Below are 15,509 nucleotides of genomic sequence, written 5' to 3' on the forward strand. Positions count from 1 at the left end.
GCCTGACGGCCCGCCCCGGGGCGTCTACTCTGTGAGCATGCTGATCGACCCCGCGGCGTCCACCGCCGCCACGCCCGTCCCGGAGGTCCTCCGATGAGCGGCGGCCTGATGGCCCTGCTCGACGACGTTGCCGCGCTCGCGCGCGTCACCGCCGCGTCCGTCGACGACATCGGCGCGGCCGCCGGGCGGGCGAGCATGAAGGCGGCCGGCGTGGTCGTCGACGACACCGCCGTGACGCCCCAGTACGTCCAGGGCATCACCCCGGCGCGGGAGCTGCCCATCATCTGGCGGATCACCAAGGGCTCGCTGCGCAACAAGCTCGTCTTCATCCTCCCCGCCATCCTGCTGCTCAGCGAGCTCGCCCCGTGGCTGCTGACCCCGATCCTCATGCTCGGGGGCAGCTACCTGTGCTTCGAGGGCGCGGAGAAGATCTGGTCCAAGCTCTCCGGGCACGGGCCGAAGACGAAGACCCCCGTCGTGGAGAAGGGCAAGGCCGCCGAGGACCGGATGGTCGGGGGCGCGGTGCGCACCGACCTGATCCTCTCGGCCGAGATCATGGTCATCTCCCTCAACGAGGTGGCCGGCGAGACGCTGCTGTCCCGGGCGGCGATCCTGGTCGTGGTGGCCATCGGCATCACGGCCCTGGTCTACGGGGTCGTGGCGCTGATCATCCGCATGGACGACTTCGGGCTGCACCTGGCCGAGCGCTCCTCCACGACGGCCCAGCGGATCGGGCGCGGGCTGGTCGACGGGATGCCGAAGCTGCTGGCCGTGATCTCGGTCGTGGGCACGGCGGCCATGCTGTGGGTCGGCGGCCACATCGTGCTCGTGGGCCTCGACGAGCTGGGCTGGCACGGCCCCTACGGCCTGGTCCACCACGTGGAGGTGCTCGTCCACGACGCCGTGCCCGGCGGGCTCGGCGCAGCGCTGGCCTGGCTGACCAACACCTTCTTCTCGGCCGTGCTCGGCCTGGTGTGGGGCGCGGTCCTCGTGCTGGTCTGGGAGCTGCTGCCCTTCGGCAAGGGCGAGCACGAGGCCGGGCACGCCGAGGGCGAGGCGCACGCCGGCCACGGCACGGCCCGCGGCGCGCACGGCCCGGAGCACCACGGCCGGCACTCCGCGAAGCAGCCGCGCCCCTCCGACGGCGCCCCGCCCGCCGAGGGCGGCTCGTCCGCGGTACGCTGAGCCCCGCCGCCGCGGCTCAGTCGGGTTGTTCGCCGGGCACCACCTCGGCGAGCAGCCCTTCCAGCCTCTCGTCGGTGAGGTGGGTCAGTCCGGTGAGGATCCCGATGATCCGCCGGCGCTGGGCCTCGTCGAACCGGGTGGCGTCCAGGATGTCGCTCACCCACAGGCCGTCCATGGCCAGGCGGACGATCACGCCGATCACCCCGGCGGGGTGCCCCGGGTCCAGGTCCTCCCGGTCCATCCGGCGGTTGCGCTGGATCAGGGCCTCGGCCAGGTGGGGTCGCGCCACCGCGGCGTGCAGCAGCGTCACCTGGTCGCGGTCGCTGTTCTCGCGGGCGTCGGAGAACGCCTGGACGTAGGCCCGGTCGTCGGCACCCTCGGGCACCGGGTCGGTGCGGGACCAGTGGTCGAGCTCCGCGACGAGCTCCTCGATCACCGCCTCGACGTGCCGCTCGATGTGCTCGCCCGGGGCCTCCGGCCTGAACATGGCTCCTCCCGTCCTCGCGCGGCGGTCGGCCCGCCGCAGATGGCTCCACCATAGGCCAGGGTCCCGGCGGAGGGCTCAGCGCTCGAAGCCGCGACGGCGGGTGCGCGAGCCCAGGTACTCCCGCAGCACCGCCGGGCCCAGGTCCTCGACCTCGGGGGTGACCACGCGCCCGCCGACCCGCTGCGCCATCCGCTGCAGGAACCGCGCCAGGCCGGGGTCCTCGCCCAGCCGGAAGAACGTGGTCTGCACCCCGGCCCGGCCCAGGCGGTCGAGCTCCTCGACGGTGGCCCGCACCGTCTCCGGCTCCGGCGGCCAGGAGAACCAGCTCTCGCCCCCGGGCAGCAGGTGGGCGGTGGGCTCGCCGTCGGTGACCACGAGCAGCACGGGCTGGAAGGACGGGTGGGCGCGGAAGAACCGCCCGGCCAGCAGCAGCGCGTGGTGCAGGTTCGTGCCCTGCTCCCGCAGCGGCGGCAGCCCGGTGAGCTCGCCGACGTCCAGCTGCCGGGCGTAGCGGCCGAAGCCGATCAGCTCGAGCCGGTCGCCGCGGAAGCGGGTGGAGACCAGGTGGTGCAGGGCGAGGGCGGTGCGCTTCATCGGCACCCACCGCCCCTCGGCGGCCATCGAGAACGAGGTGTCCACGAGCAGGGCGACGGCGGCCTGCGTGCGGGCCTCCGTCTCGGCGATCTCGATGTCGCCCGTGCCCAGGCGCAGCCCCTCCCGCGGGTCGGCGCCCTCGGCGGCGGTGCGGGTGATCGCGTTGGTCACGGTGCGGGTCGTGTCCCACGGCTCGACGTCCCCGAAGCGCCACTCCCGGGTCGCGCCGGAGGGCTCCCCGGCCGCGCCGGCCAGGCGGGCGTCCCGGCGCCCGGCGCGGGAGGACAGCCGCTGGGCGGCGTCGCGCAGCAGCGAGCGCCCGAGCCGCCGCACGGCCCGGGGCGAGAGCCGCAGCTGCCCGTCGGGGTCGCGGCGCAGGTAGCCGCTGTCCCGCATGGCCCGCTCGAGCTCGGCGAGGGTGCGGGCGGAGACGGCGGCGTCCCCGCCCAGCTGCCGGGCGAGGGCGTCGAGGTCGAGGTCGTCGAGGGTCGCGCCCCGGTGGAACTGGGAGAGCTGCTCGGCCAGGGCGTCGAGGTCGGCGAGGTCCTGGAACACTCCGGTGCCGTCGCCGAGATCGAGCCCGTCCCGGCCCTCGAGGCGCTCGGAGCCGGTCCAGTCCTCGCCGGGGCGCAGCGCCTGCAGGTTCGCGTCGAGCCGGCCCAGCTGCGCCATGAGCCCGGGGGAGCCGAAGGCCTGCGCCGAGAGCTGCATCAGCTCCTCGCGCTGCTCGGGGCTCATCGAGTTGAGCATCCGCTGGGCCGCGGCCGAGCGGCGGGCCATCGCGTCGATCAGCTCCTCGACCGACTGCGGGTCCTCGGGGAAGAAGTCCCCGTGGCGGTCCATGAAGTCCCGGAAGTCCTCCTCGGTGTCCTCGCCCCGCCGGTGCTTGTCGAGCAGCTCGTTGAGGTCGCCCAGCATCGCCGCCACGGCCTCGCGGTCGGCGTCGGTGGCGTTCTCGAGGGCCTGCTTCATCCCGGCGAAGCGCTGGTCGAGCAGCTCCCGGCCGAGCAGGTCCCTGATCTGCTCGTAGGCCTCCCGGGCGTCCCGGGACTGCCAGTCGTAGGACGCGAGCTCGCTGACCGCGGCGGCGGTCGAGGCGGGCAGCCCGTCGAGCTGCAGCTCCCGGAAGGAGCGGTCCATCGGGTCCATCCGGGCGTCGCGTAGGAACTGCTCCCGTTCGAGCCGCAGGGCCTTCTCCAGCAGCTGCTTCGCCTCGTCGAGCGTGCCGCCCAGGCGGTGGTGCTTCAGCAGCTCCTGCCGGCGCCGGTGCACGCGCCGGGCCAGGTCGTCGAGGCCCTCCTGCCCGCTCCCGCCGCGGCGCAGGTGCTCGCGCAGCGCCTCCTCGGGGGAGTACCCGGCCATGACGTCCTCGGCCACGGCCTCGAGCGCCTCGGCCAGGTCCACGGGCGGGGCCAGCGGGTCGGGCCCGCCGGCGTACCGGCCGTAGCGGGCGGAGCGGTGGTGTGCGGGCATGACGCCCCCTGTCGTGTCGTCGCTGCCCCGGGCGGGGCGGTCAGCCGTAGACGGTGCCGCCCTCGTCGGAGTCCTTGGAGATGCGCTGGGCGAGGAACAGGCCCTCGAGGGCCAGTTCGATCGCGCTGGCGCGCTGGCCGGGCGTGCTCGCGCCGAGGCGCTCGGCGATCCGGTCGTAGACGCTGCCCCCGCCGTCGTCCTCCGGGACGGCGGGCAGGGCGGCGAGGAAGTCGCGGGCGGAGACGTCCTCGCCGGTGGCCACGGTGGTGGAGCCGTCGAAGGCCTCCACGAGCGGGCCCAGGTCCAGGCCGCGGAAGCGGGCCCGGACGGTCTCCGCGGTGGCCCGGCGGAGCAGGTGGTCGAGGATCGCGCGCTCGCGGCCCTCCTCGCCGGACTCGAACTCGATCTTGCCGGCGAGCACGTCGGTGGCGGTGTCGACGTCGACCGTGCGCGCGACCGCCTCCTCCTCCCCGCGCACCGCGGACCGGCGCAGGGCGGCGGCGGCGACCGTCTCGGCGCCCGCGATGGCGAAGCGCGCGGAGACCCCGGAGCGCTGGTCGACGGCGGGGGAGTCGCGCAGCAGGTGCGTGTAGCGGGCCAGTGTCTCGAGGATCGGGTCGGGGACCTGCGCGACGAGCTCGGCCTCCTGGCGGATCACGGCGATCTCGTCCTCGAGCTCGAGCGGGTAGTGGGTGCGGATCTCGGCGCCGAAGCGGTCCTTGAGCGGGGTGATGATCCGGCCGCGGTTCGTGTAGTCCTCCGGGTTGGCGGAGGCGACCACGAGCACGTCCAGCGGCAGGCGCAGCACGTAGCCGCGGATCTGGATGTCGCGCTCCTCCATGACGTTGAGCAGCGCGACCTGGATCCGCTCGGCGAGGTCGGGCAGCTCGTTGATCGCCACGATCCCGCGGTGGGCGCGGGGCACCAGCCCGTAGTGGATGGTCTCGGGGTCGCCGAGGCGGCGGCCCTCGGCGACCCGCACGGGGTCGACGTCGCCGATCAGGTCGGCCACGGAGGTGTCCGGGGTGGCGAGCTTCTCGACGTAGCGCTCCGAGCGGTGCCGCCACACGACCGGCAGTGCGTCCCCCTCCGCCTCGACGCGGCGCCGGGAGGCCTCGGTGAGCGGCTCCTCGGGGTGCTCGTTGAGCTCCGAGCCCTCGATCGCGGGCGACCACTCGTCGAGCAGGCCCGAGAGGGTGCGCAGCAGGCGGGTCTTGCCCTGCCCGCGCTCGCCGAGCAGCACGACGTCGTGGCCCGCGAGCAGCGCCCGCTCCAGCTGGGGCAGGACCGTGTGCCGCAGCCCGTGCAGGCCCGGCCACGGGTCCCGGCCCTCGGCGAGGGCGCGCAGGAGGTTCTCGCGCAGCTCCGCGCGCAGGGGCCGGTGGCGGTGCCCGGCCGCGCGGAGCTCGCCGAGGGTGCGGATGTCGGGGGAAGGGGTCCGGTCGCTCACACCGTCACGGTAGCCCTCCGGCCGGGCGGGCGTAAGAGGGGCCGATCCCGGACGTCGCCGGAGGTCGTGGCGGCCGGTCCGCCGGGGCCGCTGCTCGTAGGCTGGGCCCATGAGCACGCTCCCCGGTGCCTGGCGCCGGCTGCTGAACCGGTTCTGGTTCGTCCCGGCCGTGTGCCTGGCGGCCGCGGTGGTCCTGGCCCAGGCCGCCGTGGCCGTGGACCGGGCGCTGCCCGACGACCTCTCCTCGCCCTGGGTCGCCTGGGTGTACGCGGTGGGCATCGACGGCTCCCGCGCGATGCTCTCCGCGATCGGCGGGTCGATGCTCGGGGTGGCCGCGACCGCGTTCTCCATCACGATCTCGGTGATCGCCACGGCCAGCTCCACCTACGGCCCCCGCCTGGTCCGCAACTTCATGGCCGACCGCGGCAACCAGACCGTGCTGGGCGTGCTGGTCGCCACGTTCGTCTACGCCCTGCTGGTGCTGCGCACGATCCGCTCGGCCTCCGACGACCTCGCCGAGCCGTTCGTGCCCCACCTGGCCGTGAACCTCGCGGTGGTCCTGGCCGTGGCCGACGTCGCCCTGGTGGTGTGGTTCATCCACCACATCGCCGACTCCGTCCAGGTGGACACCCTCGTGCACGGCGCCCGCCGGCGGCTGCTGGACGTCGTCGAGCGGTGGCACCCGGAGCGGCTGCCGGAGGACCGGGCGCGCACCGGCGGGCACCGCGGCGGCGGGGGCGAGGTGAGCGCGGACGCGGTCGGCTACGTGCTCGACGTCGACCTGGCGCGGATCTGCTCCGTCCTCGAGGACGCCGGGGCCCGGGCCGAGCTCCTCCCGCGGGTGGGCGACCACCGGCTGCGCGACGAGCCGCTCTTCCGCGTGTGGCCCGAGGAGCGCGCGGAGGACCTCGCGGGTCCCCTGCGGCGGGCCGTGCGCCTCGGCGACGCCCGCTCGGCCGACCAGGACGTGCGCTTCGCCGAGCAGCAGGTGGTCGAGCTCGCGGTGCGGGCCCTGTCCCCGGGCACCAACGACCCCTACACGGCGATCAACGCCGTCGAGGAGGTCGCCGCCGGGATCGTCACCGCCGTCTCCCGCCCCCTCCCCGGGAACACGGTCGTGGCCGACGGCGTGCCGCGGCTGCGCCACGCCACCGTCGAGCTCGAGGAGATCGTGGACATGCCCTTCGACCAGATCCGCCCGCACGTCGGCGGGCACGCCGAGGTCGTCCTCGCCCTGATCGACCTGGCCGCCCGGATCGAGGCCGCCACGGTCCACGAGCACCTCCGGACCCGGGTGCGCGAGCACGTCGGCACGCTGCTCGCGCAGTTCGCCGCCGGCGGCCCCTCCGACCGGGACCTCGTCCGCGTGCGGGCCCGCGCCGACCTGCGGCGGCTCGGGGACGCGGCGGTGCCGCCCCCCGAGTGACCGGCCGGTCCCCGCCGCAGGGGCCGGGACCGGCGCACCGCCGTCGTCGTCCGGGCGTCCGACGACGACGGGGCCTGTTCCCGCACGGACGGCCGTCGGTACGCTGGTGCCGATGGCACCGCGCGCACGGCACCGCAGCACGCTCGTCCTGCTGGTCAGGCACGGCGAGACACCCACCACGGGCAGGGTCCTGCCGGGGCGGGCCCCCGGACTGCACCTGTCCGAGCGCGGCCGGGAGCAGGCCGAGCACGTCGCCCGCCGCCTCGACGGGGTCGCCGTCGACGCCCTCTACACCTCGCCGCTCGAGCGCACGCGGGAGACCGCGGCCCCCGTGGAGGCCCGCACCGGGCGGGAGGCCGTGGTCGAGCCGGGCCTGCTCGAGTGCGACTTCGGCGAGTGGACCGGCGAGGAGCTCTCCCGGCTCTCCCGGCTGAAGGCCTGGCAGACCGTCCAGCGGGCCCCCTCGGCCTTCCGGTTCCCGGGCGGGGAGAGCTTCCCCGAGATGCAGTCGCGCACCGTGGCCGCCGTCGACCGCCTGCGCGCCGCCCACGAGGGCGGGACCGTGGTCTGCTTCTCCCACGCCGACCCGATCAAGGCGGTGCTCGCCCACGCCCTGGGCACGCACCTGGACCTCTTCCAGCGCATCGTCGTCAGCCCGTGCTCGGTCTCGGCCGTCGCGTGGGCGCCCGGGCAGGGCCCGTCGGTGCTCACCGTCAACTCCACCGACGAGCCGCTGGCCGGCCTGAGGACCCCGTGAGCGGGCCGCCGTGGACGAGCTCGCGCTGCTGAGGTCCGGCCGGATCGAGCTGCTGGGGATGATCCGCGGCAGCAGCAACTCCGCGCTGCTCGTGGAGCTCGCCCACGGCCCGGACACCGCCTGGGGCGTCTACAAGCCGGTCGAGGGGGAGCGGCCCCTGCGGGACTTCCCCCGCGGGCTGCACCGGCGCGAGGCCGCCGCCCACGTGCTCAGCGAGCTCCTCGGCTGGGGTCTCGTCCCGCCGACCGTGCTGCGCGAGCAGGGTCCGTTCGGCGCCGGCTCCGTGCAGCTGTTCGTCGAGCACGACCCCCGGGAGCACTACTTCACCCTGCAGGCCACCGCCCCCGAGACCCACGACGCGCTGCGGCGGCTTGCGGTCTTCGACGTCGTGGCCAACAACGCCGACCGAAAGGGCGGGCACGTGCTGCGCGCGGCCGACGGCCGGGTGCAGGGCATCGACCACGGCCTGTGCTTCGGCACCGGCCACCGGCTGCGGACGGTCGTGTGGGACTTCGCCGGGGAGCCGGTGCCCGCGGCCCTGCTCGAGGACCTCGCCCCGCTCGCGCGGACCGTGCCCCCCGAGCTCGCCGCGCTCCTCGACGAGCCCGAGACCGAGGCCCTGCGGCGGCGGGTGCGGCACCTGCTCGAGGAGCCCGTGCTGCCGCTGGACCCCACCGGATGCCGGGTGCCCTGGCCGCTGCTCTGAGCCCGGGCAGCTCCCGGGCGCTGGGCCGCGTCAGGCCGCCGGGGAGTCTCTCCACCGGCAGCCCGTCCAGGCGGTACCCTTCCGTGGTCCAGTGGAACAGCAGAGCAAGCCCCCTGCCCGGTGGGGAGCGGAGGAGCAGTGCCGTGCCCGACCTGCAGCCGAGAACCCCGCAGCTGGGACTGCGCGCCAACGCCGCCCAGTTCACCCTCCTCGTGGCCGTCAACGCCCTGGTCGGCGGCATGGTCGGCCAGCAGCAGACCGTGCTGCCGCTGCTGGCCGGGGAGGAGTTCGGCCTCACCGGCTACACCTTCGTCTTCACCTACGTCGCCGCGTTCGGGGTCACCAAGGCGATCGCCAACTGGTTCGCCGGGACCCTCTCCGACCGGTGGGGGCGCAAACCGGTGCTGCTGGTGGGCTGGCTCTTCGCCGTGCCGGTGCCGCTGATGCTCATCTGGGCCCCGGACTGGTGGTGGGTGGTGGCCGCGAACGTGCTGCTGGGGATCAACCAGGGCCTGACCTGGTCCACGACCGTGGTGATGAAGATCGACCTGGTCGGCCCGGACCGGCGCGGGCTGGCGATGGGGCTCAACGAGGCCGCCGGCTACGGGGCGGTGGCCGTGACCGCCCTGCTGGCCGGACACCTGGCCGAGCAGTACGGGCTGCGCCCGGCCCCGTTCCTGCTGGGACTGGCCTACACCGCCCTGGCGCTGCTGCTGTCGGGGGTGTTCGTGCGCGAGACCCGCGACCACGCCCATCACGAGGCCGCCGGGCACGTCCCCCGGGCCGACGGCCTGCACGACCACCTCCACGCCGGGCTCACCGACCGCCAGGTCGCCCTCCAGGCCGGCCTCAAGGAGCCCGCGCTGTCCTCCGCCAGTCAGGCCGGGCTGGTGAACAACCTCAACTTCGGGCTCTCGTGGGGCCTGTTCCCCCTGCTGTTCGCGACCGCCGACCTGGGGGTGGGCGAGATCGGCCTGCTGTTCGCCCTCTACCCCGGGGTCTGGGGTGCGGGCCAGCTGGTCACCGGGGCGCTGTCCGACCGGATCGGGCGCAAGCACCTGGTCACCGCCGGGATGGCGACCCAGGCGGTGGCGCTCGCCGTCATCGCGCTCGGCGACGGCTTCGCCGGCTGGGCGGCGGGCACGGTCCTGCTCGGGACCGGCACGGCGATGGTCTACCCGACCCTGCTGGCCGTCGTGGGGGACGTCGCCCATCCCGCGTGGCGCGGCCGCGCCGTGGGCGTCTACCGGGTCTGGCGCGACCTGGGCTACGCCGTCGGGGCGGTCCTCGGCGGGATCGTGGCGGACCTGCTCGGGCTGCACGCCGCCGTCTGGGCCGCCGCGGTCGTCAGCGCGGCCTCCGCGCTGGTCGTGGCGGTGCGGATGTACGAGACCCACCGGCCGGCGGCCGCGGCACCCCGGGGCTGAGGGTCGCGTGCGGGCGGGGCCTGTCCCGCCCGGGTGCGGCGCCGCGGTGCGGCCGGGCATCTTCACGGAACCTTCATCGCCCCGGCCTTCCGTGCGCTCCGACCGACAGGCTACTGTCGATGTCACGGCGGGCCGGCTCCGGCCGGCCCACCGGATCGCACGACGGACGACCGATCGGACGAAGGAGCGACCCATGACCCACGTGAGCTCGATGCTGAAGACCTACCCCAAGGACCTGGGGAACATCGACGAGCAGAAGCTGGCCGCGTGCATCGCCGCCTGTTTCGAGTGCGCCCAGACCTGCACGGCCTGCGCCGACGCGTGCCTGGCCGAGGACTCGGTCGCGGAGCTGACCGCCTGCATCCGCAAGAACCTGGACTGCGCCGACGTCTGCGCGAGCACCGGCAGCGTGCTCTCCCGCCAGACGGGCAACAACTCCGAGGTCACCCGGGCGGTGCTCGAGGCCTGCCGGACCGCCTGCCGGTCCTGCGGCGACGAGTGCGAGCAGCACGCGCAGATGCACGAGCACTGCAAGGTCTGCGCCGAGGCGTGCCGCCGCTGCGAGCAGGCCTGCGCGGACCTGCTCGCCTCGCTGGGCTGAGCCCGGCCGCAACCGCACGGACCGGGACGCCCGAGAGGTGCGCCCGCAGACGGAGCGCCCCGCGGGCGTCCCGGCGGAGAACGGAGGGATGCCGTGCCGAGCACGGAGAGCGAGCGGACCGGTGGCCGCGGGGACCAGCACCAGCAGCACGGAGGGCACGGCGGCAAGGGGATGTACCTGCGCTTCGCGGCCATGATCCTCACGGCCATGGTGGTGATGTACGCGACCATGTTCATCGGCTCCTGGGAGTGGAGCCACGTGCGCTGGAGCGAGAACCGCCTGTTCATGACGCTGACCATGGGCGGGACCATGGTCCTGGTCATGCTCGCCTGGATGCTGAACATGTACAGGAGCACCAGGGCCAACGTGGCCGTGGTGGTGGTCGGCCTCCTGATGCTGGGCGGCGGGGCGTTCCTGGACCGCAGCCAGACCACGGTGCAGGACACCGCGTACATGAGCTCGATGATCCCGCACCACTCCCTGGCCATCACCCGGTCCGAGCGCGCCGAGCTGGCCGACGTGCGGGTGTGCGAGCTCGCGGTGGAGATCAGCGAGGCCCAGCGGCGGGAGATCTCCGAGATGGAGTGGCTGATCGAGGACATCGAGCGCAACGGCGTGGCCGCCACCGCCGAGGAGGCCCGGGCGCGACCCGTCCCCGACCACGAGGAGCCGGCCGAGCGGCAGTGCCCCGGGGGCTGAGCCCACGTCCGGGCGGGCTCAGTGGGCCTCGACGGTGCCCATCATGCCGAGGTCCTCGTGGTCGAGGATGTGGCAGTGGTAGACGGTGCGGCCGCCGAAGTCGTCGAAGGCCACCCGGACCGTCACCTCCCCGAAGGCCGGGATGTTGACCACGTCCTGCCACTGCGGAGCGGAGACGTCGCGGCCCTCCTCGGCCACGACCTGCATGGGCCACACGTGCAGGTGCACCGGGTGGTCCATGGGGCTGGAGTTGGTCAGGGTCCACTCCTCCACGGTGCCCACCCGGACCCGCTGGTCGGTGCGCTCGGCGTCGAACTCCTGGCCGTCGATGGTGAAGGACATCATCTGCCCGGGGCCTCGCCTGCTGCCCATCATCCCGCCCATCCCGCCCATGCCCATGGCGAAGTCGAGGGTGCGCCGGGCCGCGACCGGCTCCTCGCGCAGGTCCCGCAGCGCCGGGCCCGCGGGCACGGGGTCGGCATCCCCGACCCGGTCCCCGGCGACCTCGAGGGCGAGCAGCTCGATCGGCTCGTCGGTGCCGGGGCCGTCGCCCGGCATCGCCCCGCCCATCATGCCGTCCATGCTCCCGCGGTCCACGGGGGCGGCGGTCAGCGCGGACGTGCCCTCGCGGGTGTCCACGAGCAGCTCCACCCGGTTGCCCGGGGCCAGGGTCACCTCGGTGAGCTCGACGGGCTCGGGCAGGCGGCCGACGTCGCGGCCGAGCAGCCGCAGCGTCTGGCCGTCGAGGGTCAGGCGCAGGTACCGGGAGGGGCAGGCGTTGACGACCCGCCACAGCTCCCGCTCCCCGGGTGCGGCGCCGGCCCGGGGCCGGACCTGGCCGTTGACCAGCACGGTCTCGCCCTCCCGGCCCATCATCCGCTGCGGCGGGGAGACCTCGGCCAGGTTCCCGGAGTCGTCGAGGGTGAGGTCCGAGACCACCAGCACCCGTTCCCGGGCCACGGGCACGGGGTCGGGGTCCTCGACGACGATGGCCCCGTAGAGACCCGCCGCGAGCTGGTCGGCCACGTGCCCGTGCCGGTGCGGGTGGTACCAGTAGGTGCCGGGCGGGTGGTCGTCCGGGAGGACGAACTCGTAGTCGAAGGACCCCCCGGGCTCGATGCTGACGAAGGGGTTGTCCCCGTTGTCCTCCGGGGAGACGTGCAGCCCGTGCACGTGCAGGTTCGTGGGGACCTCCAGGCCGTTGGTCATCGCCACCCGGATCGTGTCCCCGGGGCGGACCCGCAGGGTGGGGCCGGGCAGCGAGCCGTTGAAGGCCTGCACGTGCGCCTGACGCGCCCCGACCCGCACGCGGGCGGGGGCGGCCTCCAGGGCCAGGTCCAGGACGCCGTCCCGGCCGGTCAGCACCTCGGGCTGGACCAGGTCCCGGCCGCCGCCGAGGGCCTCGCCGCCGCCGGAGGTCCACCACAGGCCGGCCCCGCCGGAGGCGGCGGCGCCGGCCCCGGCCGCACCGAGGGCCAGCAGCTGCCGCCGGGTCAGCGGGCTCACCGCTCGCCCTCCTCCAGGGTGCGCAGCCGCTCCCGGTACTCCTCGGTGCTGATCTCCCCGCGGGCGTAGCGCTCCTCGAGGATCTCCCGCGACCGGCGCGGTCCCGCGCCGGTCGGCGGCGGGGCGGTCCCGCCCTGCCTGGTCCCGCCGCCCGGTCCGCCGGTGAAGGCCTTGACCAGCACGAACACCAGCACGACCAGTCCCACGATCAGCAGCAGCCAGAACAGCAGGCCCCAGCCCATGCCGCCTCCCATGCCGTTGCCCCACATCATCACGGACCTCCTCCGTCTCGCTCGGCTGGTGCTGCCCGCGGGCGGCCGCACGGGGCGGCGGTCCGCGGGCGCCGGACGGTCACGATCCGTCCGGCAGTTCCTGGAGCATCTGTTCCATCTCGTCGATCTCGGCCTCCTGGGCCGCGACGACGTCCTCCGCGAGCGCGACGGCCTGCGGGTTCTGCCCGTCGGCGACCTGGTCGCGGGCCATCTCGACCGCGCCCTCGTGGTGGGCGGTCATCTGCTCGAGGTAGAGCCGGGCCGCCTCGGTGCCCTGGGCGGTCTCCAGCTGCTGCAGGTCCTCCTCGGTCATCATGCCGCTCATCCCGTGGCCCATGTTCTCGATGTCACTGGCGTCCTGCCCCCAGGCAGCGAGCATCGCGTTCATCCGTTCGATCTCCGGACCCTGGGCATCGATCACCCGCTGGGCGAAGTCGCGCACTTCGGCCGGGACGTCCTCCCCGGCGAGGAGGATCTCGCTCATCTGCACGGCCTGCTCGTGGTGGGGGATCATCATCTGCGCGAACATCACGTCCGCCTCGTTGTGCTCCGCGGCGATCGGCTCGCCGGAGGCGGACGCGCTGCCGGTGGCCGAGGAGGTGGCGGTCGGCGCCTCGGTCGCCGGGGCGGTGCTCTCCTCGTTCCCGCCGGTCGCGCAGCCCGCCAGGGCGAGGGCGGAGGCCAGGGCGAGGGTGGTCAGGGTGGTCGAACGCTCGGGGGTCATGTCCTTCTTCTCTGCTCGGGGATCTCTTCGGATCGGATCGGGGGTCTTCCCGCGACGTCACGGCGGCACCCCGCCGGCAGGCCTCACGACGCCGCGGCCGCGGCCGGGCGCTCGGCGGGCCGGGGCTCCCCGGCGGCGGCCAGCCGGGCGGGGTCGAGGTCGAGGCGGCGCAGCAGCTGGGCGTTGAGGGCCACCACGATGGTCGAGGCGGACATCAGCACCGCACCGACCGCAGGGGAGAGCACGATCCCGGCCGGGGCGAGGACGCCGGCGGCCAGGGGGACGGCGACGACGTTGTAGCCGGCCGCCCAGACCAGGTTCTGGAGCATCTTGCGGTAGCCGGCCCGAGAGAGGTCGATCATCGACAGCACGGCCCGGGGGTCGTTGCCGGCCAGCACGACCCCGGCGGACTCCATGGCCACGTCGGTGCCGGCGCCGATCGCGATGCCGACCTCGGCGCGGGCCAGCGCCGGGGCGTCGTTGACGCCGTCGCCGACCATCGCCACGGTCTTCCCCCGGGACTGCAGCTCGACGACCTTGCTGTCCTTGTCCTGGGGCAGGACCTCGGCGAAGACCTCGTCGATGCCGAGGTCGGCGCCCACGGCCTCGGCGACCTGACGGGCGTCGCCGGTGATCATGGCGACGCGCACGCCGCGCTCCTGCAGCGCCCGCACGGCGGCGCGGGACTCGGGACGGACCGCGTCCTCGAGGGCCAGGGCGCCGATGACCTGCCCGTCGCGCAGGACGTGGAGGACACCGGCGCCGCGCTCCGCCCAGGACCGGGTGGCCGCGGCGATCGCGGCGGGGCTTGCCAGGTCGAGCTCCCGGAGCAGGTTCGGCCCGCCCACGGCAACCTCGGCCCCGTCGACCTGCGCGCGCACCCCCCGGCCGGTGGCGGCCCGGAAGGCGGTGCCGCGCAGCCGCCGCTCCGAGGCCCCGGGGTGCGCGGCGGCGGCGGCGACGACGGCGCGGGCCACGGGGTGCTCGCTGTCGGCCTCGGCGGCCGCGGCCAGGGCCAGCAGCTCGCCCTCGGAGACCCCCGGCACGGGCGCGGTGCCCGTGACGGCGTGGGCGCCCTCGGTGAGGGTGCCGGTCTTGTCGAAGAGCACGACGTCGATGGTGCGCATCCGCTCCAGAGCCATCCGGTCGCGGATCAGCACCCCGGCCCTCGCGGCGCGCTCGGTGGAGAGCGCGACGACCAGGGGGATGGCCAGGCCCAGCGCGTGGGGGCAGGCGATGACGAGGACGGTCACGGTGCGCACCACGGCGTCGTCGGGGGAGCCGAGCAGGGTCCAGGCCAGCGCGGTGAGGATGCCGGCGCCCAGGGCGAACCAGAACAGCAGCGCCGCGGCGCGGTCGGCCAGGGCCTGGGCGCGGGTGGAGGACTCCTGGGCGTCGGCGACCATGCGCTGGATCCCGGCCAGGGCGGTGTCCTCCCCGACGGCCTCCACCCGCACGCGCACGGTGCTGTCGGTGGCCACGGTCCCGGCGACCACGGGCTCGCCGGGACCGCGGGCGACGGCGCGGGACTCGCCGGTGATCATGGACTCGTCGAACTCGGCCGACCCGTCGGTGATCGTGCCGTCGGCCGGCATGCGGGCCCCGGGGCGCACGAGCACGAGGTCGCCCGCGGCGAGCGCGCCGATCGGGACGGTCTCGGTCTGACCGTCCTCGATGCGCTCCGCCTCGTCGGGCAGCAGGGCCGCCAGGGCGTCGAGCGCGGAGGAGGCGGCTCCGAGGGCGCGCATCTCCATCCAGTGGCCCAGCAGCATGATCACCACCAGCAGGGCGAGCTCCCACCAGAAGTCGAGGTCGAACCCGCCGATCCCGAGCGTGGTGGCCCACGAGGCCGTGAAGGCCACCGTGATGGCCATGGCGATCAGCAGCATCATCCCCGGCTGCTTCGAGCGCAGCTCGGTGAGCCCGCCCCGCAGGAACGGCGCGCCGCCGTGGAGGAAGATCACGGTGCCGAGCACCGGGGGGATCCAGGCGGAGCCCGGGAACCGGGGAACGTGGTAGCCGAGCAGGTGCCCGACCATCGGGCTGAGGACCACGACGGGGACCGAGAGCACCAGGGAGAGCCAGAAGCGGTTGCGGAACATCGCCGTCGAGTGCCCGGCGTGCTGCCCGTGGGCGTGGACCTGGTGGTCCTCGTCGAGGGCCGAGCGGGCGTGGGCGTGCGGCACGGCCTGGCCGTGGGTC

14 protein-coding genes are annotated in these 15,509 nt (G+C 74.9%); 7 read left to right on the forward strand and 7 right to left on the reverse strand.

Annotated features, from left to right (window positions below):
- Nucleotides 1-93 precede the first annotated feature (93 nt).
- Nucleotides 94-1,185, forward strand: a complete 1,092-nt coding sequence (locus AS188_RS03280; RefSeq protein ID WP_058857640.1) for a DUF808 domain-containing protein — start codon at nt 94-96, stop codon at nt 1,183-1,185.
- Between the two features lie 16 nt (nt 1,186-1,201).
- On the opposite strand, the gene AS188_RS03285 is transcribed toward AS188_RS03280, so the two are convergent.
- The 3 genes from AS188_RS03285 to AS188_RS03295 form a co-directional block, all read right to left on the reverse strand.
- A complete protein-coding gene (locus AS188_RS03285) occupies nt 1,202-1,672 on the reverse strand; it encodes a hypothetical protein (protein ID WP_058857641.1) in 471 nt (156 codons plus the stop codon).
- 75 nt (nt 1,673-1,747) lie between these two features.
- Nucleotides 1,748-3,739, reverse strand: a complete 1,992-nt coding sequence (locus AS188_RS03290) for a vWA domain-containing protein (RefSeq protein ID WP_058857642.1) — start codon at nt 3,737-3,739, stop codon at nt 1,748-1,750.
- Nucleotides 3,740-3,779: 40 nt separating this feature from the next.
- Nucleotides 3,780-5,189 carry a sigma 54-interacting transcriptional regulator gene (locus AS188_RS03295; RefSeq protein WP_058857643.1) on the reverse strand — a complete coding sequence of 470 codons (1,410 nt, stop codon included), beginning with the start codon at nt 5,187-5,189 and terminating at the stop codon, nt 3,780-3,782.
- 109 nt (nt 5,190-5,298) lie between these two features.
- On the opposite strand from AS188_RS03295, the gene AS188_RS03300 reads away from it, so the two are divergent.
- The 6 genes from AS188_RS03300 to AS188_RS03325 all read left to right on the forward strand — a co-directional run bounded on the left by AS188_RS03300 (nt 5,299) and on the right by AS188_RS03325 (nt 10,805).
- Nucleotides 5,299-6,615 (forward strand): DUF2254 domain-containing protein, encoded by a 1,317-nt coding sequence (locus tag AS188_RS03300; RefSeq protein WP_058857644.1) that lies wholly within the window; start codon nt 5,299-5,301, stop codon nt 6,613-6,615.
- Nucleotides 6,616-6,727: 112 nt separating this feature from the next.
- Nucleotides 6,728-7,372: an MSMEG_4193 family putative phosphomutase gene (locus AS188_RS03305; protein ID WP_058857645.1), complete on the forward strand. Its 645-nt coding sequence runs from the start codon at nt 6,728-6,730 to the stop codon at nt 7,370-7,372.
- A 10-nt stretch (nt 7,373-7,382) separates the two neighbouring features.
- On the forward strand, nt 7,383-8,078 hold the full coding sequence (locus AS188_RS03310) for an SCO1664 family protein (protein ID WP_083529218.1): 696 nt from the start codon (nt 7,383-7,385) through the stop codon (nt 8,076-8,078).
- A 143-nt stretch (nt 8,079-8,221) separates the two neighbouring features.
- The gene (locus tag AS188_RS03315) at nt 8,222-9,505 is read left to right on the forward strand and encodes an MFS transporter (RefSeq protein WP_211268313.1); all 1,284 of its coding nucleotides are present in this window, start codon (nt 8,222-8,224) and stop codon (nt 9,503-9,505) included.
- Between the two features lie 193 nt (nt 9,506-9,698).
- Nucleotides 9,699-10,106, forward strand: coding sequence for a four-helix bundle copper-binding protein (locus tag AS188_RS03320; RefSeq protein ID WP_058857646.1), 408 nt, complete (start codon nt 9,699-9,701; stop codon nt 10,104-10,106).
- Nucleotides 10,107-10,199: 93 nt separating this feature from the next.
- A complete protein-coding gene (locus tag AS188_RS03325; protein ID WP_236945041.1) occupies nt 10,200-10,805 on the forward strand; it encodes a DUF305 domain-containing protein in 606 nt (201 codons plus the stop codon).
- 18 nt (nt 10,806-10,823) lie between these two features.
- Here AS188_RS03325 and AS188_RS03330 read toward each other — a convergent pair whose 3' ends face one another.
- The 4 genes from AS188_RS03330 to AS188_RS03345 all read right to left on the reverse strand — a co-directional run bounded on the left by AS188_RS03330 (nt 10,824) and on the right by AS188_RS03345 (nt 15,409).
- Nucleotides 10,824-12,311: a multicopper oxidase family protein gene (locus AS188_RS03330; protein WP_058857647.1), complete on the reverse strand. Its 1,488-nt coding sequence runs from the start codon at nt 12,309-12,311 to the stop codon at nt 10,824-10,826.
- Nucleotides 12,308-12,583 (reverse strand): SHOCT domain-containing protein, encoded by a 276-nt coding sequence (locus AS188_RS03335; protein ID WP_058857648.1) that lies wholly within the window; start codon nt 12,581-12,583, stop codon nt 12,308-12,310. Before AS188_RS03335 ends, AS188_RS03330 begins: the two co-directional genes overlap by 4 nt.
- Before the next feature lie 79 nt (nt 12,584-12,662).
- Nucleotides 12,663-13,307, reverse strand: a complete 645-nt coding sequence (locus AS188_RS03340; protein WP_058857649.1) for a DUF305 domain-containing protein — start codon at nt 13,305-13,307, stop codon at nt 12,663-12,665.
- 83 nt (nt 13,308-13,390) lie between these two features.
- Nucleotides 13,391-15,409: a heavy metal translocating P-type ATPase gene (locus AS188_RS03345; protein ID WP_236945090.1), complete on the reverse strand. Its 2,019-nt coding sequence runs from the start codon at nt 15,407-15,409 to the stop codon at nt 13,391-13,393.
- Nucleotides 15,410-15,509: the final 100 nt, after the last annotated feature.

The organism is Kocuria flava (assembly GCF_001482365.1).
In the GTDB taxonomy this organism is placed as follows: Bacteria; Actinomycetota; Actinomycetes; order Actinomycetales; family Micrococcaceae; genus Kocuria; species Kocuria flava.